The organism is Streptomyces sp. NPDC046881 (genome assembly GCF_040645015.1).
GTDB lineage: Bacteria > Actinomycetota > Actinomycetes > Streptomycetales > Streptomycetaceae > Streptomyces.
Map to the genome: position 1 here is coordinate 1 of NZ_JBEYXJ010000031.1, position 25,883 is coordinate 25,883.

Below are 25,883 nucleotides of genomic sequence, written 5' to 3' on the forward strand. Positions count from 1 at the left end.
CGCGTGTCATGCGTTTCCGAGGTGTCCCCTGTTCCGCAACACGCCGAAGGCGGACCATCCGTGGGATGGTCCGCCTTCGATTTCTGTGGAGCTAAGGAGAATTGAACTCCTGACCTCCTGCATGCCATGCAGGCGCTCTACCAACTGAGCTATAGCCCCTTGTTGTCTCCCCCGGGTTCCCCCGGCGACGACGTAAACATTACAGGGCCTCTGGTGCAGCACCAAATCGGTTTCCCCCCTGTCCCGATTAGGGCGCTAATGTCGGCTTCCGTGCCCGTGATCGCGCCCCCTGCCGCCCGTCGCCGGATGCCGGTCGCCCCGGTGGTGTGCCTGCTGTCGTTCACGGCGTTCTGGGCCGCTCAGCGGGCCGCGCACGTGTCGATGGTCGACCTGCTGGTCTACCGGGCCGAGGGAGCCGCCGTGCGCGCCGGCGGCGACCTGTACGCGCTGCGCGCGACGGCCGCGCACCTGCCCCCCACCTACCCGCCGTTCGCCGCCCTGCTGTTCACCCCGCTGCCCCTGCTGGACACCGCGCTGCTGCGCGCGCTGGCGACGGCCGGGAACCTGGCGCTGCTGGTGGTGTTCGTACGCCTGTCGCTGAAACTCGTCGGCCACGCGCGCGGGGAGACCGCCTGGTGGGTCGCGGCGTCGGCCGTGTGGTGCGAGCCGGTGTGGACGACCCTGCGCTACGGCCAGATCAACCTGCTGCTGGCCGTTCTGGTGCTGTGGGACCTGACCCGCCGCCCCACCGGCGGGTACGACCGCTGGACGGGGGCCGGCCTCGGGCTGGCCGCGGCGGTCAAGCTGACGCCCGCGCTGTTCCCGGTGTTCCTGCTCGCCACGGGCCTCGCGGCCCGCCTGAAAGGTGGGCACGGAGAGCCGTGGCTGCGCCACGCGCGCGGGGCGGCCGTCGCGTTCGCCGGGGCGACGCTGCTGGCGGCGGCCGTGCTGCCGTACGACTCGTGGCGGTTCTGGACGGACATGGTGTTCCGCGCGGACCGGGCCGGATATGCCGAGGAGACCGCCAACCAGGCCCTGCGCGGCGTCCTGGCCCGCTTTCTGCACACGCCCGACCCGGGAGCCCTCTGGGCGGCCTCCGCGGCCCTGGCGGCCGTCCTGGGGCTCTCCGTGGCCGTGCGGGCGGAGTTGCAGGGGCGGCGGGCCTGGGCGGTGTGCGCGTGCGCGGTCACCGCCCTGCTGATCAGCCCGGTGTCGTGGACCCACCACTGGGTGTGGTGCGTGCCGCTGGTACTGCTGCTGTGGACACGCGGGCACCGGGCGGCGGCCATGGGCACTTCGCTGGTCTTCTGCTCGTACGCCCCGTGGTGGGTGCCGCACGGCCCCGACCGCCCCGAACTGCACCTGACCGGAGCGGCGTTGGTGCTCGCGGCCGTCTACGGGGGAGCCGGTGCGCTCTTCCTCGCGCTGGCCCGGACATCGTTGCCGAGGACCGACGGCGAGGTCCGCGTCAGGCCGTGACGAACTGGTAGAACCTCTTGAGCGTGCAGTGCTCCTCCAGGAGGCGGCCGTAGATCGGCTCGCCCTCCAGCTCCCGGTACGTCTCGATCGGGTCGCCTTTTATGATCAGCGCCCGCGCGCACTCCTCGCACCAGTACTGGTAGTCGGGATTGATCGGTTCCATGTCACGGACGATCGGTGTACCGCTCCCGCACCAGTCGCACTTTCGCCTGTGTGCACCCATCGATCAGCTCCAGCTGTGGCCGCAGGCCGTGCACACGTAGGAGATTCCGCCGTTGTCGCCCAGGACTTGCGCCACGTGCGCGGAACCGCAGGAAGGGCAGCTGAGCCGGGTGGTCGTGTCCCGTATCAACGCCGCACCGAGGAGGTGGCCGACCTCCTCGAGGATGCTCGCAGGCATCGCTTACTCCCTCCCGTCGGGCCGCGCCCCCTTCCGGCCGTTTGATTCTGCCACGGCCGGACCAATACGGTCAGCGACGCCTCAGTACCAGTCCGGACACAGCTCCCGTCGCAGCGGTTCCGGCCAGCGCCCAGGCGCTTACCCAGAACGCCTCCGCGGACGTATACGCGTGCGGGACGCCGAACGACTCAAGCCGGTTCAGGAACAGTGTGCCGAATGCCGCCACGCCGATCAGCTGACCGAGTTGCGCGACCGTCGCCAGCAGGCCGCTGGCGTCCGCCGCGTCCTCGGGCCGTACGGTCGCCAGCGCGCCGGTGAGCGTCGGGCTGAAGGCCAGCGCCAGCCCGGCGCCCGTGCCCGCGTACCCCGCGTACAGCCCCGCTCCCCCGTCGCCGCCGCCGTGGAAGGCCAGCCCGACGACGGCGACGGACACCGCGGTGAGCACGAACCCGGCCGGTGCGAGGGCCCGCTGCCAGGCGGCCGGCCACCTGCGCCAGGTGAGGCTGACGGCGCCGAAGACGGCCGCGGTCGGCGCGAAGCTCAGACCGGCCCGCAGGGCGCTGTAGCCGAGGCCGCCCTGGACGTGCAGGGTCAGCGCGAAGAGGAAGCCGGCGTTGACCGACATCACGGCGAGGATCCGGAAGACGGCCCGGCCGATGCCGGGCTGCCGCAGCACGCGGGGGGTGATGAGCGGGGCGCCGCCGCGCCGGGCCAGCCGGGACTCGTAGCCGCAGAACAGGGCGAACAGCACCGCGGCCGCGGCCAGCGACAGCCAGGACCACAGCGGCCAGTCCTCCTCCTGGCCGAGCACCAGCGGCACGGTCAGCAGCGACACCGCGGCGCCGAGCAGCACCAGTCCGGGCAGGTCCAGTGCCCGGGCCCGCTCCCGGCCGCCCGCACCGCCCAGCGGCAGGACCCGCCGGCCCAGCACGAGGAGCAGGGCGCCGACCGGCACGTTGACCAGGAAGACCGGCCGCCAGCCGGTGCCGAGCAGGTCGGCGCTGACCAGCACCCCGCCGGCCACCTGTCCGGCCGCCGCGCCGACGGCCAGGACCGCCGAGTAGGCGCCGAGCGCCCGCACCCGGGCCTCTCCGGTGAAGGTGCGCTGGATGAGGCTGAGCACCTGCGGGATCATCAGCGCCGAGCCCGCGCCCTGCACCAGCCGGAACACGATCAGCTCGGTCGAGCCCTGCGCCAGCCCGCAGGCGAGTGAGGCCGCGGTGAACAGGGCCAGTCCGGCCAGGTGGACCCGACCGTGGCCGAGCCGGTCGCCGAGCCGGGCACCGGTGATCAGCAGCACGGAGTAGGTGATGGTGTAGCCGGCGATCACCAGTTGCAGGTCGGCGCCCGAGGCGTGCAGGTCGGAACCGATCGTGGGTGCCGCGACGTTCACGATGAAGACGTCGAGCGCCGCCATGAACAGGGCGGCGAGCAGCACACCGAGCAGCAGCCGGGGCCGATTGTCAGTGGCGGGTGCTTCACTGTCCGTGACGGGTGGTCCGGGTTCGGTCCGGCCGGAGATCGGGACGTCACTGTCAGTGTCGGATGGTTCACTGATGGCAGGGTTCGGAACGGGATCGGTGCCCGGACCGGTCCGGGATGTCGTCGTCATGGCGTCGAGCGTGACGACGGGCCGGTACGGGTGCCGAGTGCCCGCCGATGCTGGTACTGCCAGCACCTGGCAGGGGCCGCTCCGGGTGCCGACGATGAGTACGGGGACGACGGGGGCATGAGGAATGGGGACGAGGACACAGCGACGCAGGCCGGAGCTGGCCGCCTTTCTGCGCACGAGGCGGGCACGGGTCACACCGGCCGATGTGGGGATGCCGCCGGGCTTTCGGCGTCGCACGCCCGGGCTGCGCCGGGAGGAGGTGGCGCAGCTCTCGGGGGTGGGCGTGACCTGGTATACGTGGCTGGAGCAGGGCCGGCCGATCAACGCCTCGCCGCAGGTGCTGGACGCGGTCGCGCGCACCCTGCGGCTGGACCCGCCCGAGCGGGAGCACCTGTACCGGCTGGCGGAGGTGCCGTTCCAGCCGGATCCCCAGGGCCTGATCCGGCAGATCAGCCCGGAGGTGCAGGGCATCATCGACGCCCTCGACCCGATGCTGGCGGTGGTCTACAACTCGCGGTACGACGTCCTGGCCACCAACGCGGCCTACCGCGACCTGTTCCTGGTGCCCGAGACCGTCAGGATCGGCCTGCCGAACGTGCTGTGGACGCTCTTCACGCTGCCGGAGGGGACCTGCCCGCTGGTGCACCGGGAGACCGAGCTGCCGCTGATGGTGGCGACCCTGCGGTCGTCCTACGGCAGACACGTGGGCGAGCCGGCCTGGGAGGAGTACATACGCGGGCTGTCCGCGGCGAGCCCCTGGTTCGCCGAGCTGTGGGCGAGCGGTGAGGTGACGCCACCGGGGCCGCGGGTGAAGACGTTCCGGCACGCGGCGGTGGGCAAGATGCGGATGACCTCGCAGTCGCTGTCCATCGACGGGATGCCCGAGTGCCGGATCGTGGTCTACAGCCCGGCGGACGAGGACGCGCGGACGAAGATCGCGCTGCTGAGGGAGCGCAGAGAGCGACTGTGAACGCAGAAAATCCCGCCCCCCTGTGGGGACGGGATCCTCATCACCGATCCTTGACAACTCAACAGAGTGTCGATCAGTGGAGCTAAGGAGAATTGAACTCCTGACCTCCTGCATGCCATGCAGGCGCTCTACCAACTGAGCTATAGCCCCTTGCGTTCTTCCCGCTCGGCGGGGCGAACAAGAAGAACTTTAGCCTGTGACCTGCCAGAAAGTGAAATCCGGGGTCGGGGGGCGGCGGGACGGTCAGTCGTCGTCGCCGAGGACGGGCTCCGGGAGGGTGCCCGCGTTGTGCTCCAGCAGGCGCCAGCCGCGGGCGCCCTCGCCGAGCACGGACCAGCAGCAGTTGGAGAGGCCGCCGAGGCTCTCCCAGTGCCGGGCCTCCAGGCCGAGGAGGCGGCCGATGGTGGTGCGGATGGTGCCGCCGTGGCTGACGACGACGAGGGTGCCGTCCTCGGGCAGCTTCTCGACGTGCCGCAGCACGACGGGGGCGGCGCGGTCGGCGACCTCGGTCTCCAGTTCGCCGCCGCCGCGGCGGACCGCCTCGCCGCGCTTCCAGGCGGCGTACTCCTCGCCGAAGCGGGCGATGATCTCCTCGTGCGTCAGCCCCTGCCAGACGCCCGCGTAGGTCTCCCGCAGGCCTTCGTCGGTGGTGACGTCGAGCCCGGTGAGGGCGGCCAGCTCGGCGGCCGTGTGCGCGGCCCGCTGCAGGTCCGAGGCGATGATCGCGTCGGGCCGCAGGGAGGCGAGCAGCCGCGCGGCACGACGGGCCTGGCCCAGGCCCGTCTCGGTCAGCTCGACGTCCGTGGTGCCCTGGAAGCGGCGCTCCACGTTCCACGAGGTCTGGCCGTGCCGCCAGAGGATGATGCGGCGGCCCCGGCCCTTGCGGTCGGTCACCTCGCCGGTGGCGCTCATCACCACTCCCCGCCCGGCTCCTGATCGGCCTCGGCGGCCTGCGCCCTGGCGTGCTCCTCGGCCTTGCCGCGGGTGGCCTTGGCGTCGGCGGGCAGGTCGAGCTCGGGGCAGTCCTTCCACAGCCGCTCCAGGGCGTAGAAGACCCGCTCCTCGCTGTGCTGGACGTGCACGACGATGTCGACGTAGTCGAGCAGGATCCAGCGGGAGTCGCGGTCGCCCTCGCGGCGGACCGGCTTGGCGCCGAGCTCCTTCTGCAGGCGCTCCTCGATCTCGTCGACGATGGCCTTGACCTGGCGGTCGTTCGGCGCGGAGGCCAGCAGGAAGGCGTCCGTGATCGACAGCACGTCGCTCACGTCGTAGGCGATGACGTCGTGGGCGAGCTTGTCGGCCGCTGCCTGGGCAGCGGTGGTGATGAGCTCAAGGGAACGGTCGGTGGCGGTCACTACATGGCTTTCCGTCGGCGGTCTTTTGACATCAAGGGTCTCACGGACCGCCCGGCGCACCCCACGTGATTACAGCGGGCACGTGGGGTGCCCCCGGCCGCGCTCCCGGAGGAGGCGGCCCGGGGTCAGGAGGAGGACGGCTCGTAGTCGCGGCCGAGGATCACCGAGACGTCGGCTCCGGAGGACACGCTGCCCTTGGTCACGGAGCCGGCGGGCAGGCCCAGGGTCTTGGCGACCTCGGCGGCGTCGGCCTTGTGGGCGGTGTCCGCGTAGAGCACCTTCGAGGCGGCCTCGGTGCCGGAGGCGCTGCCGCCCTCCAGGAAGGTGAAGCCGCCGTTGAGGAGCACGACGCGGGCCTTCTCGGTGTCGTCCTTCACGCCGGTGGCGTTCTGCACGGAGACCCGGACCGCGGAGCCGGCCGCGGGGCTCTTGGCGGTGCCGCCGAGGATGTCCTTCACCACACTGCCGCTGGTCTGCGCACTGAGCGTGCCGTCGGTCTGCACGGGCAGCAGGGCGGTCTTGTAGTCGCCGCTCTTGGCGAGGTCGGCGAGCTTGGCGAGGAAGGCGCCGAGGTCCTTGTCGGTGAGCGGCGGGTCGAGGATCTGCGCCAGGGTCTGCACCGTGGTGGTGGCGGACGACGCGTCGGAGGACATCTTGCGCAGGACGCCCTGCATGACCTGGCCGAACCGCTCCAGCTGGGCGTTCTGGGACTCGCCGGCGGCGCGGTAGGTGGCGTAGGCGACGGCCATCTTGCCGCTGAGGGTCTGCTGCCGGCCCTTGTGGACGAGCGGCGCGGCGCCCTTCTTCTTGGCGTCCGGGTCGGGCACGTCCGTGTCGGTGTCGATCTCGATGTTGCCGACGAGTTCGACGAGGTTCTGCAGATAGGGCGTGTCGAGGCGCCAGGTGCCCTGGATGCTGGTGCCGAGAACCGTGTCGAGCTGGTCGCGGGTGCCGGAGGTGCCGTCGTCGTCCACGGACTTGGCGAGGGTCGTGGTGGAGCCGTCGTCGTCGGTCAGCGCGAGGGAGTTGGGCAGCAGGACCGTGGTGCCCTGCTTGGTGGTGGTGTTGTCCACCAGCAGGGCCGTGGAGGTGCCACCCTTGGCGGTGTTGTGCAGGTGGACGACGAGCACGTCGCGCTTCTGGGCGGCCACCGGTGTGGCGCTGCCGGCCTCGCCGTCGGAGGAGGACAGGCCGGGCAGTTTTCCGGCGAACCAGAGGTAGCCGACACCGCCGACCGCGACGAGGGCGAGGACGACGACGAGGGCGATGACCCGGCTGCGGGCGCGGCGGCGGGCCTCCTCGCGGCGCTCGGTGCGGTTCTCGGTGAACTTCAGCCAGTCGATGACGTCCTCGGAGTCGCCGTCCGGCTCCTCGACGAAAGCGAACTGCTCGGTGCGGTAGTCCGGTTCGCCTGCTGCCGGCTCGGTGTCCCGCGAGGCCTGCGTGTCCTCGGGCGGGCCGGCCTGCTGCGGGATGTAGGCGGTCTGCTCGGCGACCCGGGGCTGCTGTCCGCTGCCGGCCGCCTGCCCGTACGGGTCGTAGGCCGTGGCGTCCTGGGTGCCGGTGGCGTACGGGTGGTACGGGGCCTGCGAGCCGTAGGGGTCGTAGGCGGGCTGCTGCTGGCCGGAGCCGTAGGAGGGGGCCGCCTGCTGCTGGCCGGTGGTGTAGGGGTCGTAGCCGTACCCCTGTTGCTGGGTGTACGGGTCGTAGGTGGCCTGCTGGGCCTGGGGAGCCTGCTGTGCCGGGACCTGCCGGTACACGGGCCGCCCGTACTCGTCGTAGCCGACGACTTCGTACGGGCCGGCGCCGTAGCCTGCGTCACCCGCGTCGTATCGGTCGTTCACCGGTGCCCCTCTCGGCTCACTCGCCGCGGTACAGCTCGCGCTTGTCGATATAGCGCACGACTCCGTCCGGCACCATGTACCAGATGGGGTCTCCCTTGGCGACTCGCGCGCGGCAGTCCGTGGAGGAGATGGCGAGCGCCGGCACCTCCACGAGCGAGACGCCGCCTTCCGGCAGGCCGGGGTTGGTCAGGTGGTGACCGGGGCGGGTGACGCCGATGAAGTGCGCGAGGGAGAACAGTTCCTCCGAGTCGCGCCAGGTCAGCAGCTGGGCGAGGGCGTCGGCGCCGGTGATGAAGAACAGGTCGGTGTCCGGGTTGAGGGCCCGCAGGTCCCGCAGGGTGTCGACGGTGTAGGTGGGCCCGCCGCGGTCGATGTCGATGCGGCTGACGGAGAACTGAGGGTTCTCGGCGGTCGCGATGACCGTCATCAGGTAGCGGTCCTCGGCCGGGGAGACCTTGCGGTGGGACTTCTGCCACGGCTGGCCGGTGGGTACGAACACCACCTCGTCCAGCTCGAACTGCGCGGCGACCTCGCTGGCCGCCACGAGGTGCCCGTGGTGGATCGGGTCGAACGTCCCGCCCATGACGCCCAGGCGCCGCTTGCCCGTGTGGGCGGGGCCGTCACCCGGTCCGTACTGCGGGTGCTTCACCGTGTCGTCGGCCGTCTCGTGCGCCGGACCGGTAGGCATGTCCTGCTCTCCCATGCGTGCAGACCCTACCGGCCCGGTCTCGGACGTCCGGCCGGGGACGGGGTCCCCGCTCAGCGGTCGCGGTTGAAGCGCGTGGTGATCCACAGCAGCAGGAGCAGGATGACCAGGGCGCCGCCGCCGGTGACGGCCGGGTTCAGGCTGTTGTGGTTTCCGCCGTGCTCCCCGCCCTCGGCGGCAAGGGTGACCAACTGGGCTGCGGCGCTGTGGAAGCTCATCTTCGGCAGGACCTATCGCGTGTGGGCGGAATAAAGATGTCGGCTCATCGTAAGCGGGCGGCCGTGCGGCGATCACGCCGACTCCGCCGTTGGGGACGGAGGGCGCCGGCGGCCCGGCAGCTGCGGAGATCGTCGGCCGCGCGGCGGCGGGGAACTTTCCCTGCCCGTCAGTCGTCCTTCCGCTTGTAGCCGCGCAGCAGGAACCACGCGGTCAGTACACAGCCGAGGAACATCACGATCAGTACGACGCGGAGCAGGTTTCCCGCCCCGTGCTGCTGGACGGCGCTCGCGGCGGCCTCGGTCAGCCATGCGGCTGCGGGGTGGTGCTCCATGGCGGGGACTCCTTCGGGTGTACTGCCCGTCCACGGTATCTCCGCCTAGGCTGGCCCTCGCCTCGGGGGCACAGTGGGCACTCACACGCACATGGGGGAAGACATGTCCGACGACGGCCGGCAGGGCACGGGGCACGAGCGGGTGCCGAGCAGGCAACGCAGGCGCTTCCCCGGGATCTCCACGCGCGCGTACGAGCACCCGGCCGACCGCTCGGCCCTGGTCGCGCTGCGCAAGCTGAGCGGGTTCGACACGGTCTTCAAGGCGCTCAGCGGACTCCTGCCGGAGCGGAGTCTCCGACTGCTGTTCCTGTCGGACTCGGTGCGGGTCTCCGAGCGGCAGTTCGCGCACCTGCACGACATGCTGCTGGACGCCTGTTACATCCTGGACCTGGAGAAGGTCCCGCCGATGTACGTCACGCAGGATCCGCAGCCGAACGCGATGTGCATCGGCCTGGACGAGCCGATCATCGTGGTCAGCACGGGTCTCGTGGAGCTGCTCGACGAGGAGGAGATGCGGGCGGTCGTCGGGCACGAGGTGGGGCACGCGCTGTCCGGGCACGCCGTCTACCGGACCATCCTGCTGTTCCTGACGAACCTCGCGCTGAAGGTCGCCTGGATCCCGCTGGGCAACCTCGCGGTCATGGCGATCATCACGGCGCTGCGGGAGTGGTTCCGCAAGTCGGAGCTGTCCGCCGACCGGGCGGGCCTGCTGGTCGGCCAGGACCTCCGGGCCGCGATGCGGGGCCTGATGAAGATCGCGGGCGGCAACCATCTGCACGAGATGAACGTGGACGCGTTCCTGAAGCAGGCCGAGGAGTACGAATCCGGGGGCGACCTGCGCGACTCGGTGCTGAAGATCCTCAACGTGCTGCCGCGTTCGCACCCGTTCACCACCGTGCGGGCCGCCGAGCTGAAGAAGTGGGCCGAGTCCCGGGACTACCAGCGGCTCATGGACGGTCACTACCCGCGGCGCAGCGAGGACAAGGACGCCTCCGTCAGCGACTCCTTCCGTGAGTCGGCGGCCAGCTACGCGAGCGATGTGAAGGGCTCCAAGGACCCGCTGATGAAGCTGGTCACGGACCTCGCGGGCGGCGCGGGTGACCTGGGCGGCCGGGTCCGCCGGGGCTTCGACGGCTTCCGCAACCCGCCGCCGGCCAAGGGGGACACCCCGGGCGGGGACGAGGAGTAGGCGAGGAGTAGCACCCGGCCCGGACCCGTCGAGGCCGACCCGTCGAGGCCGCTGCAGCGGGTCGGGGCAGTGGGCCGGGACAACAGGCCGGGACAACGGGCTCGGGCGAGCACCGCGGGGTCCCGCCCGGCCCGCGGCTCGCCGTCCCGCACCGCCCGGCGCTGCCGCCACGCGCTGCCACTTGTACCGGGGCCCCGCAGGTACCGGCCCCTCGCAGGTACCGGACCCCCGCAGGTACCGGACCCTGGCAGGTACCGGAGCTCCGCAGTACCGGAACTTCGCAGGTACCGGAACCCCGCCGGTACAGGGGCCCCCGCACCAACACCCGGCGCCGGAGAAGCCCCCCGGTGCCTCAGACCTTCGGCTGGGCCCCGGTGGCGAGCGTTCCGCACAGGGCCGGGGCGCTGTCCGTCTCGTAGGGGTTGCTGCCCGCGGGGCCGCCTGCTCTGGCCGTCTGGCCGGCCAGGAGGGGGCGGAGGTAGGCGGAGGAGTCCTCGGCGCAGGCGAGGGGGCCTGCCTGGACGTAGGAGGCGATCAGCTGGACCTGGTGGGTGCGCAGGTCGTCACGGTCGAGGTGGAAGGTGACCGCGCGGCGGACCGTGAAGAGCGAGGCGGGGCCGCCGGAGGCGGCGCCGGTGGGGCGCAGGGCGTAGACGAAGGTGTGGTCGGCGGTGACCTCCAGCGTCGCCGAGTCGGCCTCGGTGGCCTGCAGGCTGCCGGAGACACGGATCTGGTCGTCGGCCAGCCGGGCCCGGGCGGGGTCGATGCGGACCACCCAGCCCGTGGGCGCGTGCCGGCCGTCCGCCGCCGGGTGGTCGAAGCTCTGGTCGAACTGGTCGAGCTGCTCGGAGTCGACCAGGGCCCGGGCGGGACGCACCTCGCGGCCGGTGAGCACCTCGGGGTAGAGCGAGGAGCGGACGATGTAGTCCTTGACGGTGGTGAGGGCGGTCACCACCTGGCTGTCGGAGAAGTGGGCGGTGCTGCGTGAGGGCGGCAGGGGGATCCCTTCGGCACCGGCCTCGAACGGGGCGGCGGGGCTGCGCGCGTACAGGCTCTCGGCGTCGGCGGCGCCGGGCACCTTGCCCTGCGGGGCGAGCGGGATGACCGTCATCCGCAGCAACTCCGCGGGCCGCCGGGTCGGCGGGGAGCTGTAGGGGTGGCGAATGCCCATGTAGATCGCGGTGCCGAAGGCGACGGCGATCAGGACGACGAGGATCAGGGCCTGCCGGGTGAGTCCGCGGTGCAGGGGCGGGCGGCGGCGGACGGCGGGCGCGTGATCGGTCATCCGCTCCTTGGCGGAGAACTCCTGGAGGCGGGCAGCACGGACGAACGACTCGTCGAAGACGACGGATCGGTATTCGTCCTCCGCACCGCCGGGGCCGCCCTCGGGTGTCCCCTCCGGTGGGTCTCCAGGCCCGCCCATACTTTCAGGGTAGGTCTCGTGAGGCTCGGGTAAACGCCCCGCCGCACGACAACTTCTGACAGGTTCTCACCAAGTTGGGGCGGGGCTTTTCAGGGGGTGGGCGGGATGGCCGAGACGGCCGGCCGGGAGGGGTCGGCGGGGTCCTGGGGAACGGAGGCGCCGCCCTGTTCGAGGCCGGTCGAGGCGGGGGCGGGGACCCGGTCCCGGGTGCCCGAGGAGCCTCCCCGGTAGACGGCGGCGAAGGCCAGGGCGACCATGCCGACGCCCATCACCACGGCGAGGACCCAGGCCACGGGCCGGTGCCAGCGGACCTGCTTGCCGTAGGGGCCGAAGGCGCCGTGGCGGTCACCGAGGACGTAGGCGTCGTCCAGCTCGTCATCGTCGTGATCTTGGCCGAATCCGGCGCCGTCGGGGCCGTAGTCGTCGTAGCGCTCGCCTCGGGCGTGGGCGCGGCGGGCCTCCGCCTCGGAGGCCTCGGCTCTGGCCTGGGCGGCGGCCAGGAGGCGTTCCACGGCGGTCGGCTCGTGGACCGTGGCGGCCCGTACGAAGGCCTCGTCGAAGACCACGGAGGCGAACTCTTCGTCCGACACCCCGCGGTCGTGGTCGTCGTCGGGCTCCCAGCCGTCAGAGAACGGCGTGCCCCCCACGTCCTCCGGCACGGATCCAGAGTAGACCTGGGGGGTCAATTTGGGCAGACGGTATGGAAATTCGTCTGCCTGGTGAGACGCCTTCCGGCCGCGGCCCGCGGACAGCGGGGCTCACGGCCGGACGGGTGAACTTCAGCGGCGTACGTGCCCGTCGCCGGTGACGATGTACTTCGTGCTGGTCAGCTCCGGCAGACCCATCGGGCCGCGGGCGTGCAGCTTCTGGGTGGAGATGCCGATCTCGGCGCCGAAGCCGAACTGTCCGCCGTCGGTGAAGCGGGTGGAGGCGTTCACGGCGACGGTGGTGGAGTCGACCAGCTGGGTGAAGCGGCGGGCGGCCTGCTGGGAGGTGGTGACGATGGCCTCGGTGTGGCCGGAGGTCCACAGCCGGATGTGCTCGACGGCCTTGTCCAGCGAGTCCACCACCGCGGCGGCGATGTCGTAGGACAGGTACTCGGTCTCCCAGTCCTCGGCGGTCGCCTCGACCACGGTGGCCTTGGAGTCCTTGGCGTAGGCCATGACCCGCTCGTCGGCGTGGACGGTGACGCCGGCCTCGGCGAGGGCGTCCAGGGCGCGCGGCAGGAACTCGGGGGCGATGTCCTGGTGGACGAGGAGGGTCTCGGCGGCGTTGCAGACGCTGACCCGCTGGGCCTTGGAGTTGATCAGGATCTCGACGGCCGTGTCGATGTCGGCCTGGGCGTCGACGTAGACGTGGCAGTTGCCGGTGCCGGTCTCGATCACGGGGACCGTGGACTCGTTGACCACGGTCTGGATCAGGGAGGCGCCGCCGCGCGGGATGAGGACGTCGACCAGGCCGCGGGCGCGCATCAGCTCGCGGACGGAGTCGCGGCTCTCGCCCGGCACCAGCTGGACGGCGTCGGCGGGCAGGCCGGCGCCGCCGACGGCGTCGCGGATCACCCGGACGAGGGCGGTGTTGGACTCGTAGGCGGAGCCGGAGCCGCGCAGCAGGACCGCGTTGCCGGACTTCAGGCAGAGGGCGGCGGCGTCGACGGTGACGTTCGGCCGGGCCTCGTAGATGATGCCGACGACGCCGAGCGGGACGCGGACCTGGCGCAGGTCGATGCCGTTGGGGAGGGTGGAGCCGCGGACGACCTCGCCGACCGGGTCGGGCAGCTTCGCGACGTCGCGGACGTCGGCGGCGATGGCGCGGACCCGCTCGGGGGTGAGGGTGAGCCGGTCGACGATGGCCTCGCTGGTGCCGTTCTCCCGGGCCTTGGCCACGTCCTTGGCGTTGGCCTCGACGATCTCGGCGGTCCGGACCTCCAGGGCGTCGGCGATGGCGAGCAGCGCGTCGTCCTTCACGGCGCGCGGGAGCGGCGCGAGGTCGGCGGCGGCGGCCTTGGCCCGGTAGGCGGCCTGGGTGACCGGGGACATCGAGTCGTAAGGCGAGAGCGTGGTCATGAGGGAAGGGTAGTGCGCGGGGCGCGGCGGTTCAGCGGTCGTCCCACACCCCGAGACACCCCAAAACGGGCGAACCCCGCCCCTCGCGTCCCGCTCCCTGCCAGGCACCTCTCGCGCCCGGCCCGGCCACGCACCCGGCACCGCCCCAGGGCACCACGCCGAGCTCCACCACCGGCAACGACCCCGACCCCGGCACCACCCCGGGCTCGCCCCCCGGACAACGACCCCGACCCCGACACCGCCCCCGAGCTCGGCCCCCGGACAGCGCCCCCGTCCCCGGCGTCGCCCCGGCCCCTCCCCCGCCTCAGAATGGATGTACTCCCACCGGTGTCGCCGGTGCGGGGCCGTAGCCCTCGGCGATGCGGTGGTGGTAGGTCTCGCGGTCGATGACCTCCAGGCCGACGATCTCCCAGGCCGGAAGGCCGGCGCTCTGCCGGTGCTCGCCCCACAGGCGCAGCGCCACGGCGGCGGCGTCGTGCAGGTCGCGGGCCTCTTCCCAGTACCGGATCTCGGCGTGGTCGGTCGCGTATCTGCTGGTCAGCAGGAAGGGGTGGTCGTGGGCGAGCTGTTCCAGGGCCCGCCGCAGTTCGGGCAGGGGCACCTCTTCCCCGGAGACGCTGAGGGTGACGTGCCACAGCCTGGGCAGGTCCTTGGGCTCCTCGTAGGTGTCCCCGGCCGCGACGCTCGTCAGAGCCCCGCGGGACGTCGCCCCAGGGCGCACTCGTCTCACGACGGCCTCCTTCACGCATGGCTCGCATGCCTCGCCTGGCACGCATGACGTGCATGCCTCGTACGGCTCGTATGGCTCGCTCGACCCCTTGACGGAACGTGTCCTTTCAACATGTCCCCGAAGGAAAGTTGAGCAGGCCGCAGGGCTCCGCGTGGTGGTTTTACGGAACGTCCCCCACCGGGGGCGTTCCTTACGCCCTGTTTTACGAGCTGTTTTGCGAGAGTCAGGTATGCAGGAGGACGAGGTCGTCCCTGTGTACGACCTCGCGTTCGTACGCGGGGCCCAGCTCGCGGGCCAGCTCCCGGGTCGACCGTCCGATCAGCCGGGGGATCTCCTTGGCGTCGAAGTTGACGAGTCCGCGGGCCACCGCGCGGCCGGCGGAGTCCCGCAGTTCGACGGGGTCGCCCGCGCTGAACTCGCCCTCCACGGCGGCGATTCCGGCCGGCAGCAGCGACGTGCGCCGCTTCACGACGGCGTCCACCGCGCCGTCGTCCAGGACCAGGGCGCCCTGCGGGGTGGAGGCGTGCTGGAGCCAGAGGAGCCGGTCGGCGGAACGCTTGCCGGCGGGGTGGAAGTAGGTGCCGGTGTCGCCGCCGGCCAGGGCCTCGGCCGCGTGGACGGCGCTGGTCAGCACCACCGGGATGCCGGCGGCGGCGGCGATCCGGGCGGCCTCCACCTTGGTGACCATGCCGCCGGTGCCGACACCGGCCTTGCCCGCGCTGCCGATCTCGACGCCGGCGAGGTCCTCCGGCCCGCGCACCTCGGCTATGCGCGAGGTGCCGGGTTTGCTGGGGTCGCCGTCGTAGACGCCGTCGACGTCGGAGAGGAGGACGAGGAGGTCGGCGTGGACGAGGTGGGCGACGAGGGCGGCGAGGCGGTCGTTGTCGCCGAAGCGGATCTCGTCGGTGGCGACGGTGTCGTTCTCGTTGACGATCGGGAAGGCGCCCATCGCGAGCAGCTTGTCGAGGGTGCGGGAGGCGTTGCGGTGGTGGGCGCGGCGGCTCATGTCGTCGCTGGTGAGCAGGACTTGGCCGACGCGGACGCCGTAGCGGGCGAAGGAGGCGGTGTAGCGGGCGACGAGCAGGCCCTGGCCGACACTGGCGGCGGCCTGCTGGCGGGCCAGGTCCTTGGGGCGGCGGCGCAGGCCGAGCGGGGCGAGGCCGGCGGCGATGGCACCGGAGGAGACGAGCACGATCTCCTTCTCGCCGCCGCTGCGGATCTTGGCGAGGACGTCGACGAGCGCGTCGACGCGGTCGGCGTCCAGACCGCCCGCGGCGGTGGTCAGCGAGGAGGAGCCCACCTTGACGACGATCCTGCGGGCCTCGCCCACGGCCTGCCTTGCCCTTGCCACCTTGCCCTCGGTCCCCTCGCGCGTTGCCGGCTGCCTGTCCGGCAATCTACGCGAAGGGGATCGGGTGGTGCGCACCGGTCCAGCTCCCGGACAGGCGAAGAGTAGTCATTCGCTCACCATTTGCGTACGGCAAAAAAGTTGTGTTGGTTGCTTGTAGAAATTAAATCCCTGTTCAACATATGTTGAAGTTTGTGTCACCTACTGTTCCCCCTGTGAGGCGCATCCTGCTGCGCTCGGGCAAGAGCCCGTACGACGTCCTCTCCGTCGAGGAGGCTCTCCACCGGGACGTCATCGCCACCAACGCCGGCAACCTGATCTTCAGTGACGCGGCGCACAAGATCCTCGAAACGCCCGGGACCGAGGTCGTCTCCAACGGCATCGGCACGGACGTGACCGCGGCCGCCCGGATCAACGAGGAGTACGACGCGTTCGTCGTGCCGCTGGCCAACGCCTTCCGGCCGTCCTTCGAGAGCCGGCTGAAGCGGCTGACCCGGCTGATCGGCAAGCTGCGGATCCCCGTGGTGGTCCTGGGCGTCGGCGCGCAGACCGGGCTCGGCTACGACCCGGCGCGGCTGAAGCCGATGGAGCAGACCGTGCGCGAGTTCTGCGCGGCGGTGCTGGACCGCAGCGCCTCGATCGGGGTGCGCGGCGAGTTCACCGAGCAGTACCTGCGGGACATGGGTTTCCGGGACGTCGAGGTCATCGGCTGCCCGTCGATGTTCCTGTACGGCAGCGATCTCGACGTGCGCAAGAAGGTGCCGGAGCTGACCGCGGACGCGCGGATCGCGGTGAACGGTTCGCACAGCGCGGTGCAGAAGCAGGGCCTGGACCGGATCATCACCCGGACCCACGCCCGCTACCCGAACCTGTGCTTCGTCGGCCAGAACATCAGCGACGCACGGCAGTTGCACTGGCGGGACCTCACGGACCCGAACGCCCGCGTGACGGCGATGCCGACGCACCCGGACCACCCGATGTACCGGGAGGGCAAGGTGCGGGTGTACGTCGACCCGGTCACCTGGATCGACGACCTGCGGTCCTTCGACTTCTCCTTCGGCTCCCGCATCCACGGCAACATCGCGGCCCTGCTGGCGGGGACGCCCGCGACGGTGCTGTGCGGCGACTCGCGCACGCTGGAGTTGTGCCGCTACTTCGAGATCCCGCACCTGCGGCTGGACCAGGCCGCGAAGGACCCCCAGGCGGCGGATCCGGCCCGGTTGTACGAGCAGGCGGACCTGAGCGGGCTGGTCCGGGGGCACGCGGAGCGCTTCGACCGGTTCGTGCGGTTCCTGGACGGGAACGGGCTGCGGAACACCTTCACGCACGGCGACGGCGGCGCGGCCTTCGACCAAAGGATGCGCGCGCTGTCGTTCCCGCCGGGCGTCCGGCCGTGGAACGACACCGATCTCGCCTCGCTCAGCAGCCGGTTCGGCTGGCTGCACAGCCAGGTGACGGAACTGACCCAGGACAACGCCCGGTTGCGGCGCGAACTGGCGAAGTCGCAGAAGGCGAAGGCGCAGAAGGCCACGGCGGGCGCGGCCCCGGCCACGTCCGTCTACCGGCGCGCGCGGCGCGTGGTGGGCCGGCCCCTGCGCCGCGCCCTGCAGTCGGGCAGGCAGTAGCCGCCTCCGGCGGAACGAAGGGCCCCTGGCGCACCGGCTCGGGGCCCCGCGGTCGTACCCGGCCGGCCGCTCAGGCCGCGGCCGCCCCGAAGCGCTTGCCCGGCAGCATCCGGCGCAGGATCCGCCGCGCCTTGCGCAGGGCGCGGCGCGGGACGGAGTTGGCGACCGCCTCGCGGTAGCCCAGGAAGGCGCGGGCCTCGCGGGGGTCGGCGAGGTAGATCTCGTCGGGGATGCGGGCCGTTCTGGACCGGAAGTGCGGGTAGATCAGGTACAGGCGGGTGCCGCGCTTCTCCAGCACGGCCGCGGCCTGCTTCTTCGCCTTGACGAACTTGACGACGTCCAGCAGCAGGTCGGCGCGCTGCATGGCGACCAGGTGCAGCCGCAGCCGCTCGTGGACCTTCAGACGGCGGGACACCCCGGGCGTCCAGTAGGCGTCCATCAGCGGCTTGGCCAGCTCGAACTTGTGCCGGCGGACCTCTTCGCTGTCGGTGAGGAACTTGGGCCCGAACTGCGGCAGCAGGGTGATGAGGAACGGCCGGACCATGAGCAGGTCGCGCTTGTCGCCGGCCGGGACCATGTCGGCGATCAGCTTCATCAGGGCGCGCGCGGAGTCGAAGCGCAAGGTGTAGCTGCCGCTCTTGGTGACGTGCTTGCCGTCGTCGCGGCCGACCAGGTAGTAGCAGGTGTAGTCGGCGAGCACGGAGACGCCGTCCGCGCGCAGGTACGCCTCCAGCGTGAACAGGGCGTCCTCGCCGGTGAACAGCGACTCGTCGAAGCGCATGCCGTGCTGCTCCAGCAGCGAGCGGCGGAACAGCTTCTGCGCGCTGAGCGTGAACTTGATGTTCGAGGTGAAGACGTCGGCCCGGTCGAGGTTCTTGCCCCACATGGACTTCGGCGCGGTGCGGTTGACGCCCTCGACCCGGCCGAGGACGACGTCCGTGCCGTTCTTGTCGGCCATGGCGACCATGCGTTCCAGGGCCTCGGGGCCGAGCCGGTCGTCGGCGTCGAGGAAGAAGACGAAGCGTCCGGCCGCCTTGCCCAGGCCGACGTTGCGCGGGCCGCTGGGGCCGCCGGAGTTCTCCTGGCGGATCACGGTGACCCGCATGGGGGCGCGGGCGGCGAACTCCTCGAGGCAGTCGCCCGTGCCGTCGGTCGAGCCGTCGTCGACCGCGATGACCTCCAGGCGCGCCGGGTCGATGGTCTGTGCCTCGACGGATGCCAGGCACTCGACCAGGTACGGCATCGCTTCGTACGCCCCGATGATCACGCTCACATCAGGCTGCGTCACGACGGTCACTTTTCCCCCTCATCACGGAGTATTTCCCCCGTATCACCTCAATCGCAATGTGTTAGACGGACAACCGGGGGAAGCGGTTGCTCTACGGAAGGCAAAGAGTGGGACATGACACAACGCCCTGCCGGGATCGAGGGTGAGAAAGGGCCCCCGAGGAGCGTGCTCCTCGGGGGCCCGGTGCGCGCTTCGGGGCGGTCAGCCCGCGCCGACGCCGTCCGTCTCGCCGGCCGACGCGGTGCGCTGGCCCGGCACCGCGTTGGTCAGCTCGGCCGTCTCGGCGGGGTCGGCGTTCGCCGCGCCCAGCCGGGACTGCTGGCCGACGTTGCGGGCCTCGGCCTTGAGGGCGAGGTCGGCGACCGCGGCGTTGAACTGGTCGATCGACTTCGGCTCGTCCGGGCCGAGCAGGTACTGCTTCAGCTCCTTGCGGTCCTCCGCCAGCGGGTCGCCCGCCGGGTCGCGCACGGCGTCCAGCAGACCACCCAGCTCGGCCGCGCTGTTGGACAGGATCACCGCGGCGCGCACGGCCGTGTTCTGCCGCTTGAACTCCTCGGCGCCCAGCTCACCGGAGTCGGTGACGGCGTACGGCTTGCCGCTCGCGATGAAGTCGGAGACCACGGAGGAGATGTCGGAGACCATCGCGTCGGAGACGTTGAAGCAGTCGTACAGGCGCGGCTCGGCGCCCGTGATGACGCGGTGCTCGTACGAGGGGAAGGAGCGCCAGTAGGCGTCGTTCCACTCGGCGCGCAGCCGGGCGATCTCCTCGTGCCGGTGCACGTCCACGACGCCGTCGCGGGTGGCCTCGGCCTCGTCGCCCTTGGTGCCGCCGGCGACGGTCAGCTCGGCAAGACGGGCCTCGATGCGGGCCAGCTCGGCCTTGGCCTGCTCCATGGCGGCGCCGTCGGCGGTGAACCGGGAGTCGGCGGCGCGCTCGGCGGCGGCCTTCTCGACCAGGGCGGTGATGCGCTGGTGGGCGGCCTTGGCCTCCCTGCTGACGGTGCCGGTGAACGGGTGCGGCTTGTACAGGACGCGGACCGGCGGGTCGGCCACGACCAGCTTCTGCACGATGTTCTCGCCGGCGAGCACGATCGAGGTGTTGCCGGGGTTGCCGTCCCAGCCCTCCCAGGTGGGCGCGTACAGCACGGTCGGGATGCGGCCCTCGGGCACGCCCTGCCAGCCCTGGATGGGGGCCAGCTGCGGGCGGCCGACCTCCACGATGTCCTCGTCGCGGACGCCGACGTCGGCGATGGCGTACCGGTCGCGGCCGGCCCGGCCGGCGGTCCACACCTCGTCGTACACCTTGCTGTACGGGTTGACACTGGCCAGCTTGTCGCTGTCGCCGTGGCCGATGAAGACGTGCTTCATGGTGGGCACGCGCAGCAGGTGGATGTTCTTGCCGACGTTGGCCGCGTACAGGGCGACCCGCACGGTGGACAGGTCCAGGTTCATCAGGTGCACCCCTCCGGGCACGCAGATGACGGGGACCGTGGTCGGCGCGAGGTTGCCGAGGATGACGCGCTCGCGGAGGATGATCAGTGGCCGGGTCTCCAGCTGCTCCATCGTCTCCAGCCACATGTTGACCTGGTACGCGGAGTCCTTGGAGCCGGAGAAGTACAGGACCGTCTCGGGCTTGTAGGCGGCCAGCCAGTCGTCGACGGCGGCGAGCACGGTCTCGGCCTTCGGCGGGACCCGCCGGCCGCGCACGTACGGCAGGAGGCGCAGGATGTACCCGGTGCCCAGGCCGACGGTGAGACCGATGCCGAGGAAGCCGAACCCGGCGGACCCCAGTTCCGCGGAGACGAGGATGCCGACGACCGCGAACAGGTCGAGGTGGAGCATCTTCTCCGCGGAGCGGTGCAGCAGCCCGCGCGGCGGGGCGTCCGGGATGCGGATCCGGGACTTCAGGTCGATGTTGCGGGTGGCGACCGGCATGCGGCGCCGGTTGCGGATCAGCGTGACCAGGGCGCCGTGCGGGGCCTGGAGGCCGTAGAAGGCGATGAAGCAGGCGACCGCGCCGTAGAAGATCAGGTCGTCCGAGAGGGACAGACGGGCCAGCAGCAGGATCAGCAGCAGCTGTCGGATCAGGAAGCGGATCGACAGGCCCGCCCGGACCTTGCTGAGGCGGTTGATCAGGTAGCTGCCCTTGCGGTGCAGATAGTGGTCCGCCAGGTACGTCACGGCGGCCAGGGCCGCGAAGGCGGGAACGCTCGGGACCAGCGCGGCCAGCATGAGTGCCGGGAAGCCCAGCATCACGAGGGCCGCCGCGGCCAGCTCGGCCGCGCTGCCCACCCGGGCGACGCGAATAGCGGTGGATATCACGGAGAAACCTGCTCTGGGAGGGGGGAGTGCCGGTTTTGTTCAGGAATGTCGGGAGAAGCCGGTAATTCCTGTGGGGTACGGATACAGGCCTCTGCGAATACCCGGTGAACGGGTACCCGCAGAGGCCTGAATTCCCAAAAGCTTAATTAGCTCTGATTATTACACGCCGTCCTGACGGTCCAGGACGGTGGCCAGCGCCTGCTCGAAGCCGGAGGCCTTGGCGGCACCCGCGGTCGGGTCCTGCTGGCGGACGTCGATGACGTGCCCGGTCAGCTCGGACAGCAGCACGTCCAGGGAGGTACGGGCCACGGCCTCGGAGGAGAGCAGGGAGCCGGACGGTTCCTGGCCGAAGGCCTTGGTGCGCATCGGGGTGGCGGTGCGCTCGGGGTTGATGCAGTTGACCCGGATGCCGTCGCCGGCCCACTCGTCGGACAGCGCCTGGGTGAGGTTCACCATGGCGGCCTTGGTGGAGGAGTACAGGGAGTACTCGGCGCGGCCGCGGGTGTAGCTGCTGGAGGTGTAGAGCAGCAGCTGGCCCTTGGTCTCCGCGAGGTACTTGTAGGAGGAGCGCGCGATCTGCACCGGGGCCAGGTAGTTGACCTTCAGCGCCTCCTCGATGGTGGCGTTGTCGGTCTCGGCGAGCTTGCCGATGCGCAGCACGCCCGCGGTGTTGACGACGTAGTCGATCCGGCCGGTCTCCGCGTACGCCTTGGACAGCGCGTCGTCGACCTCCTCCGGGTTCTCCACGTGGGTGCCGGTGGTGGAGCGGCCCAGCGCGTAGACGTTCGCGCCGTAGGATCCGGCGAGTTCGGCGATGTCCTTGCCGATGCCGTAGGAGCCGCCGAAGATGACGACGGTCTTGCCGGTGAGGAGTTCGCGGTAGGCCTCCTCGCCGTTCTGCTCGGGCGCGGCGGTGGAGGCGAGCTGGAACAGCTTGTCGGCGATGAAGACGTCGACCGGCTGGGTCACCTTCATGTTGTACTCGTCGCCCGCGACGACGTGGATCGGCACGTCCGGCAGGTACTTGAGGACCACCGAGCAGTCGTCCGTGGCCTGGAAGTTGGGGTCGCCGGCGGCGACCTCGTAGGCGCGGCGGATGGTGGACAGCTTGAAGGCCTGCGGGGTCTGGCCGCGGCGCAGCCGGGAGCGGTCCGGGATCTCGGTGATGAACTCGCCGTCCTCGCCGTGCGTGCGCGTGACGATGATGGTGTCGGCGGACGGGATGGCGACGTCCACCGCCTGGTAGCGCTCCAGCGCGGCCACGCAGTCGTCGATGACGCGCTGCGAGAGCAGCGGGCGTACGGCGTCGTGGAAGAGGACGTTGAGGTCCTCGCCCTCGGCCAGGCCCTCGCGGAGCGCGGAGATGGCGCGCTCGGTGGTCTCGTTCCTCGTCGAACCACCCTCGATGATCTTCTTCACCTTGGTGAAGCCCGCCTTGGCGACGATCTTCTCGACGTCCGGTACGTAGCCCGGGGCCATCAGCACGATGACGTCGTCGATCGAGTCCGCCTTCTCGAAGGTGGTCAGGGTGTGCTCGATGACTGCCTTCCCGGCGATCTTCAGCAGCTGCTTGGGGATCGACAGACCCACCCGCTGACCGGTGCCACCGGCCAGGATCACTGCGGTGGTACGGGGCTTGGCTATGTGCTGGGACACAGGTGACCTACCTTGGGGCGACAGGGAACCGTGAAATGGTCCCACTTCCGGTAACCGCAGTGCAAGGTGAGTGCCCTCCGTTGCATATGTGCGCGCAACCTGTCATTCACCTTGCACTCCTGGTGATTGGCGGCGGGCCGCGTGAACGCCCGTGAATTTGCTGTGAGTAAGTCCACAGGTGCCCGTGAACGGGGTTCAGCGCCGCCGCAGTCGCTTCAGGCAACGGTGCCCGAGTACCCGCACGAGTTCCTTCGACGGCGTCCGGTGCACATCGCGTGCGGGAGCCGCCGAGGCCGCCGCGGCGAGCGCTCCGTACAGTGCCCGAGCCGCGGCCTCCGGCGCGATCCCGGGCTCTTCCGAGCCCTGTTGATCAGGTCCGTCCGGCCGCTCCGGCCGTTCCGGTACGGCGGACAGCAGCGCCGGATCGCCGAGGACGCGGACGCCCAGCGCGGTGATCCGCTCCGCCGCCTCGGCACCGAGCGCGGCGGCCGCGTCGACCGCCCAGCGGGGGGTCGGGATCTTCACGTCCCGGGGCGTGGGGCTGCACGTGTTCTTCATATGCGGCACGGCACCGTTGCGGACGAGGCGGGAATACAGCTCGTCCGGCAGCCCATTGCCGCGGAATTCCACATTGAGGTGCCGCAGCATTTCGGTCTCGGCCAGGGTGAGTGACCGATTGGTGGCGTCCGGAACCGGCTGCAGGAGATTCTCCGGCAGGCCGAGCAGCGCCTCGAAGGTGCGCATCAGCCCGCCCCGGTCCCGGTCGTCCACCACGACCACGGTGACCCGCTCGGGACCGGTCGCCCGGGCCCAGCGCTCGACCAGCCGGTCGTGCCGGTGCCGCTGCCAGAAGCTCGGGTTCGGCTTCTCGTACGGCGGCTTGCGCAGCATGTGCTCCAGCCAGTCCGCGTAGCCCATGCGCAGTCCGTTCTGCACGTACTGCTGCCACTGCGAGGGCATGATCCGGACGAGCGGCCGCAGGGTGACCAGGACGTGCACGCGGTCGCCGCCGAGCTGCTCCACGATCCGGGCGATCGTGCCGTCGTCGGGGGCGTCGGCGAAGAACTCGCTGCTGATCACCGAGGTGCTGCCGCCGGTGGCCCGCACCTGCTCCAGCAGCCGGGTCCAGTGCCGGCCGGTGGGCCTGGTGTCGCCCATCATCGGGGGCCGGGCGCAGGCGGCGAGGGCGGCCTCCATCGGGTGCCGGGTGTGCGCGGGGAACGCCACGCCGTACGCCGGCAGCCGCTCCCTGGCGGCGAAGAGGGCGCCCTGGACGGCGGTGGTCCCGGTCTTGTGCGGGCCGATGTGCAGCAGCCGGGTGCCGGCGGGCAGGGGCTCGACGGCAGACGTGGGCGCGCGGTCCGCCGCCGCGGGCGGGGGTGTGGTCGTACAGTCCGTCTCCATGGGCAACGGACGGTAGGAGTGTCGCCTGAGGTAGGGCTGAGTGGAGCCTGGGACCCGGCTGAGTCCCAGGCTCGGGGGCGTCACACCAGCCGGACGCCCGGTTCGTCCGACTCCACCCGCAGCCGGGCCAGGGTGCTCGCCGTCGCCTGCGGCTTCAGCACCGTGTCGACGGCCCGCACCCGGGCGTCGATGCCGTCGCGGCGGATGTCGAACAGGTGGTAGCCGCGGTGGGCGTCGATGAACTTCCAGTGCGGGTTGTCCGCCATCAGCGGGTCCCACTGCCGGTGGAAGGCGTCCTGGTCCTGGTCGCCGCTGCTGGAGATGGAGGTGCCGACGAACTCGGCGCCGACCACGTCCGAGTCGGGGTCGGCGTAGTCGGTCCGCAGGTCGCTGATCATCGTCAGGTGGCGGTCGCCGCTCAGCACGACCGGGTTGCGGATGTCGGCGAACTCCTCCAGCAGGGCGTTGCGTTCGACCTGGTAGCCGTCCCAGGCGTCGTAGTACCAGAGCTTGCCGTCGCCGGGCAGCAGGTCGGTCTCCGCCATCATGATCTGCGAGGCGACGAGGTTCCAGCGGGCCGGGGAGTCGTACAGCCCGTCGAGCAGCCACTGCTTCTGCTCGGCGCCGAGCATGGTCTGCGCCGGCGCCTCGGCGCCCTCCTGCGTGGTGGCCTGGTCGCTGCGGTACTGCCGGGTGTCGAGCACGTTGAGCCGGGCCAGCCGGCCGAACTCCAGGCGGCGGTACATCTGGATGTGCGGGCCGGTGGGGACCGCGGTGGCACGCACCGGCATGTGCTCGTAGTACGCCTGGAAGGCCGCCGTCAGCCGGGCCACGAACTTGTCGTGCGGCTGCTTGTCGGGGTCCTGCGGGATCTCGCCGGCCCAGTCGTTGTCCACCTCGTGGTCGTCGAAGGTGACCACCCAGGGGGCGCTCGCGTGCATCGCGGCGAGGTCGGGGTCGGTCTTGTACTGGGCGTACCGGTTGCGGTACTGCACCAGGGTGTACGGCTCGCCCTTGCCCTCGTGCCGCCGTACGGCCGTCGCCGAGGGCGCGGACTCGTAGATGTAGTCACCGACGAAGAGCACGACATCGGGGTCCTGGGCGAGCATGTCGGCGTACGGCGTGAAGTAGCCGTGCTGCCAGTTCTGGCAGGAGGCGAGGGCGACGCGCAGGGAGCCGCCCCGCTGGTGCCGGTGGGGCGCGGTGCGGGTGCGGCCGGTGGGCGAGAGCTGGGTGCCGGCCCGGAAGCGGTACCAGTACGGGCGGTCCGGGCGCAGGCCGCGGACGTCCACGTGGACGCTGTGGCCGAGTTCCGGGCGGGCCTCGGCGGTGCCCCGGCGGGCGGTTCTGCGGAACCGCTCGTCCTCGGCGATCTCCCACTCCACGGGGAAGACGGCATCGGGCATGCCGCCTCCGTTCAGCGGGTCGGGCGCGAGTCTGGTCCACAGCACGACCCCGTCGGGCAGCGGATCGCCGGAGGCGACGCCGAGGGTGAAGACGCCGTCGGGGAGCGGGGTGCCGGCGGCGCGGGCGGTGCCGGGCAGCCACAACTGGGCGGAGGCCGCGGCCCCGAGGACGGCGGCCCCGGCGGTCAGAAAGCGGCGGCGGTCGGGCGATGGTGCGGTCATGCGCTGACTCCCTTTGCCACAGTGGCCACTTGGACAGGTGTGTCGGACAGTCGGAAGTTCCCACGGCCGGACGGTCCGCCTGCTGAACCAAGCGCATCGCGAGCATGACAAATAGGGAGACAACAGGAGACCCGTTGCGGCACGAGAAAACCGTCGCGCCACAACGGATCTGACGGTAGATCGGAATCCGCCCCGCCACTGACGCCCACCGGCGTGTCGCACGCTCTCCTGAGGGGCCGTCAGCCGCGGGACCGTGCACCGGACCAGGCCGGGGCGGCGCACGCACCG

Annotated in this window: 23 protein-coding genes and 2 tRNA genes; 4 read left to right on the plus strand and 21 right to left on the minus strand. The window is 71.2% G+C overall.

Annotation, left to right across the window (positions count from 1 at the left end):
• Positions 1-86 precede the first annotated feature (86 nt).
• Positions 87-159 (minus strand) — tRNA-Ala (locus ABZ923_RS17310).
• A 99-nt stretch (positions 160-258) separates the two neighbouring features.
• Between ABZ923_RS17310 and ABZ923_RS17315 the strand changes: the two genes are divergently transcribed.
• On the plus strand, positions 259-1,479 hold the full coding sequence (locus ABZ923_RS17315; RefSeq protein WP_361471890.1) for a glycosyltransferase 87 family protein: 1,221 nt from the start codon (positions 259-261) through the stop codon (positions 1,477-1,479).
• Here ABZ923_RS17315 and ABZ923_RS17320 read toward each other — a convergent pair.
• The 3 genes from ABZ923_RS17320 to ABZ923_RS17330 form a co-directional block, all read right to left on the minus strand.
• On the minus strand, positions 1,469-1,702 hold the full coding sequence (locus ABZ923_RS17320; RefSeq protein WP_030653820.1) for a hypothetical protein: 234 nt from the start codon (positions 1,700-1,702) through the stop codon (positions 1,469-1,471). The genes ABZ923_RS17315 and ABZ923_RS17320 overlap by 11 nt on opposite strands.
• Before the next feature lie 3 nt (positions 1,703-1,705).
• Complete coding sequence (locus ABZ923_RS17325) at positions 1,706-1,879, minus strand: hypothetical protein (RefSeq protein WP_014672673.1); 174 nt, start codon at positions 1,877-1,879, stop codon at positions 1,706-1,708.
• A gap of 70 nt (positions 1,880-1,949) precedes the next feature.
• Entirely contained in the window at positions 1,950-3,314 is a 1,365-nt protein-coding gene (locus tag ABZ923_RS17330; protein ID WP_361472023.1) for an MFS transporter, read from the minus strand.
• A 301-nt stretch (positions 3,315-3,615) separates the two neighbouring features.
• On the opposite strand from ABZ923_RS17330, the gene ABZ923_RS17335 reads away from it, so the two are divergent.
• Complete coding sequence (locus ABZ923_RS17335; protein WP_361471894.1) at positions 3,616-4,461, plus strand: helix-turn-helix transcriptional regulator; 846 nt, start codon at positions 3,616-3,618, stop codon at positions 4,459-4,461.
• A 77-nt stretch (positions 4,462-4,538) separates the two neighbouring features.
• On the opposite strand, the gene ABZ923_RS17340 is transcribed toward ABZ923_RS17335, so the two are convergent.
• From ABZ923_RS17340 to ABZ923_RS17370, 7 genes are all read right to left on the minus strand, one after another.
• Positions 4,539-4,611, minus strand: a tRNA-Ala gene (locus tag ABZ923_RS17340).
• Positions 4,612-4,704: 93 nt separating this feature from the next.
• Entirely contained in the window at positions 4,705-5,373 is a 669-nt protein-coding gene (locus ABZ923_RS17345) for a histidine phosphatase family protein (protein WP_361471897.1), read from the minus strand.
• Positions 5,373-5,816 carry a ribosome silencing factor gene (gene rsfS, locus ABZ923_RS17350; protein ID WP_361471900.1) on the minus strand — a complete coding sequence of 148 codons (444 nt, stop codon included), beginning with the start codon at positions 5,814-5,816 and terminating at the stop codon, positions 5,373-5,375. Before rsfS ends, ABZ923_RS17345 begins: the two co-directional genes overlap by 1 nt.
• A gap of 125 nt (positions 5,817-5,941) precedes the next feature.
• Positions 5,942-7,660, minus strand: a complete 1,719-nt coding sequence (locus tag ABZ923_RS17355; protein WP_361471903.1) for an LCP family protein — start codon at positions 7,658-7,660, stop codon at positions 5,942-5,944.
• Between the two features lie 16 nt (positions 7,661-7,676).
• The gene (gene nadD / locus ABZ923_RS17360; protein WP_361471906.1) at positions 7,677-8,363 is read right to left on the minus strand and encodes a nicotinate-nucleotide adenylyltransferase; all 687 of its coding nucleotides are present in this window, start codon (positions 8,361-8,363) and stop codon (positions 7,677-7,679) included.
• Between the two features lie 56 nt (positions 8,364-8,419).
• Complete coding sequence (locus ABZ923_RS17365) at positions 8,420-8,584, minus strand: hypothetical protein (protein WP_030345028.1); 165 nt, start codon at positions 8,582-8,584, stop codon at positions 8,420-8,422.
• Positions 8,585-8,751: 167 nt separating this feature from the next.
• The gene (locus ABZ923_RS17370) at positions 8,752-8,916 is read right to left on the minus strand and encodes a hypothetical protein (protein ID WP_358646865.1); all 165 of its coding nucleotides are present in this window, start codon (positions 8,914-8,916) and stop codon (positions 8,752-8,754) included.
• A gap of 103 nt (positions 8,917-9,019) precedes the next feature.
• Here ABZ923_RS17370 and ABZ923_RS17375 point away from each other — a divergent pair, with 103 nt between their 5' ends.
• A complete protein-coding gene (locus tag ABZ923_RS17375; protein ID WP_361471914.1) occupies positions 9,020-10,105 on the plus strand; it encodes a M48 family metallopeptidase in 1,086 nt (361 codons plus the stop codon).
• Positions 10,106-10,457: 352 nt separating this feature from the next.
• Here the strand turns inward: ABZ923_RS17375 and ABZ923_RS17380 are convergent, their stop codons facing one another.
• From ABZ923_RS17380 to proB, 5 genes are all read right to left on the minus strand, one after another.
• A complete protein-coding gene (locus ABZ923_RS17380; protein WP_361471917.1) occupies positions 10,458-11,528 on the minus strand; it encodes a hypothetical protein in 1,071 nt (356 codons plus the stop codon).
• Between the two features lie 89 nt (positions 11,529-11,617).
• Positions 11,618-12,214 carry a hypothetical protein gene (locus ABZ923_RS17385; RefSeq protein ID WP_361471920.1) on the minus strand — a complete coding sequence of 199 codons (597 nt, stop codon included), beginning with the start codon at positions 12,212-12,214 and terminating at the stop codon, positions 11,618-11,620.
• Positions 12,215-12,307: 93 nt separating this feature from the next.
• Positions 12,308-13,594, minus strand: coding sequence for a glutamate-5-semialdehyde dehydrogenase (locus ABZ923_RS17390; RefSeq protein WP_361471922.1), 1,287 nt, complete (start codon positions 13,592-13,594; stop codon positions 12,308-12,310).
• Positions 13,595-13,898: 304 nt separating this feature from the next.
• Positions 13,899-14,324 (minus strand): hypothetical protein, encoded by a 426-nt coding sequence (locus ABZ923_RS17395; RefSeq protein ID WP_361471925.1) that lies wholly within the window; start codon positions 14,322-14,324, stop codon positions 13,899-13,901.
• Positions 14,325-14,547: 223 nt separating this feature from the next.
• Positions 14,548-15,654, minus strand: coding sequence for a glutamate 5-kinase (gene proB / locus ABZ923_RS17400; protein WP_361472026.1), 1,107 nt, complete (start codon positions 15,652-15,654; stop codon positions 14,548-14,550).
• 233 nt (positions 15,655-15,887) lie between these two features.
• On the opposite strand from proB, the gene ABZ923_RS17405 reads away from it, so the two are divergent.
• Positions 15,888-17,297 (plus strand): polysaccharide pyruvyl transferase family protein, encoded by a 1,410-nt coding sequence (locus ABZ923_RS17405; protein WP_361471928.1) that lies wholly within the window; start codon positions 15,888-15,890, stop codon positions 17,295-17,297.
• A gap of 70 nt (positions 17,298-17,367) precedes the next feature.
• On the opposite strand, the gene ABZ923_RS17410 is transcribed toward ABZ923_RS17405, so the two are convergent.
• The 5 genes from ABZ923_RS17410 to ABZ923_RS17430 form a co-directional block, all read right to left on the minus strand.
• Positions 17,368-18,540, minus strand: coding sequence for a glycosyltransferase family A protein (locus tag ABZ923_RS17410; protein ID WP_361472029.1), 1,173 nt, complete (start codon positions 18,538-18,540; stop codon positions 17,368-17,370).
• A gap of 246 nt (positions 18,541-18,786) precedes the next feature.
• Complete coding sequence (locus ABZ923_RS17415; protein ID WP_361472032.1) at positions 18,787-20,877, minus strand: hypothetical protein; 2,091 nt, start codon at positions 20,875-20,877, stop codon at positions 18,787-18,789.
• Between the two features lie 189 nt (positions 20,878-21,066).
• Positions 21,067-22,563 carry a bifunctional cytidylyltransferase/SDR family oxidoreductase gene (locus tag ABZ923_RS17420; RefSeq protein WP_361471931.1) on the minus strand — a complete coding sequence of 499 codons (1,497 nt, stop codon included), beginning with the start codon at positions 22,561-22,563 and terminating at the stop codon, positions 21,067-21,069.
• Between the two features lie 195 nt (positions 22,564-22,758).
• The gene (locus ABZ923_RS17425) at positions 22,759-23,967 is read right to left on the minus strand and encodes a hypothetical protein (RefSeq protein ID WP_361471934.1); all 1,209 of its coding nucleotides are present in this window, start codon (positions 23,965-23,967) and stop codon (positions 22,759-22,761) included.
• Positions 23,968-24,047: 80 nt separating this feature from the next.
• Positions 24,048-25,595, minus strand: a complete 1,548-nt coding sequence (locus ABZ923_RS17430) for an alkaline phosphatase D family protein (RefSeq protein ID WP_361471937.1) — start codon at positions 25,593-25,595, stop codon at positions 24,048-24,050.
• Positions 25,596-25,883 lie beyond the last annotated feature (288 nt).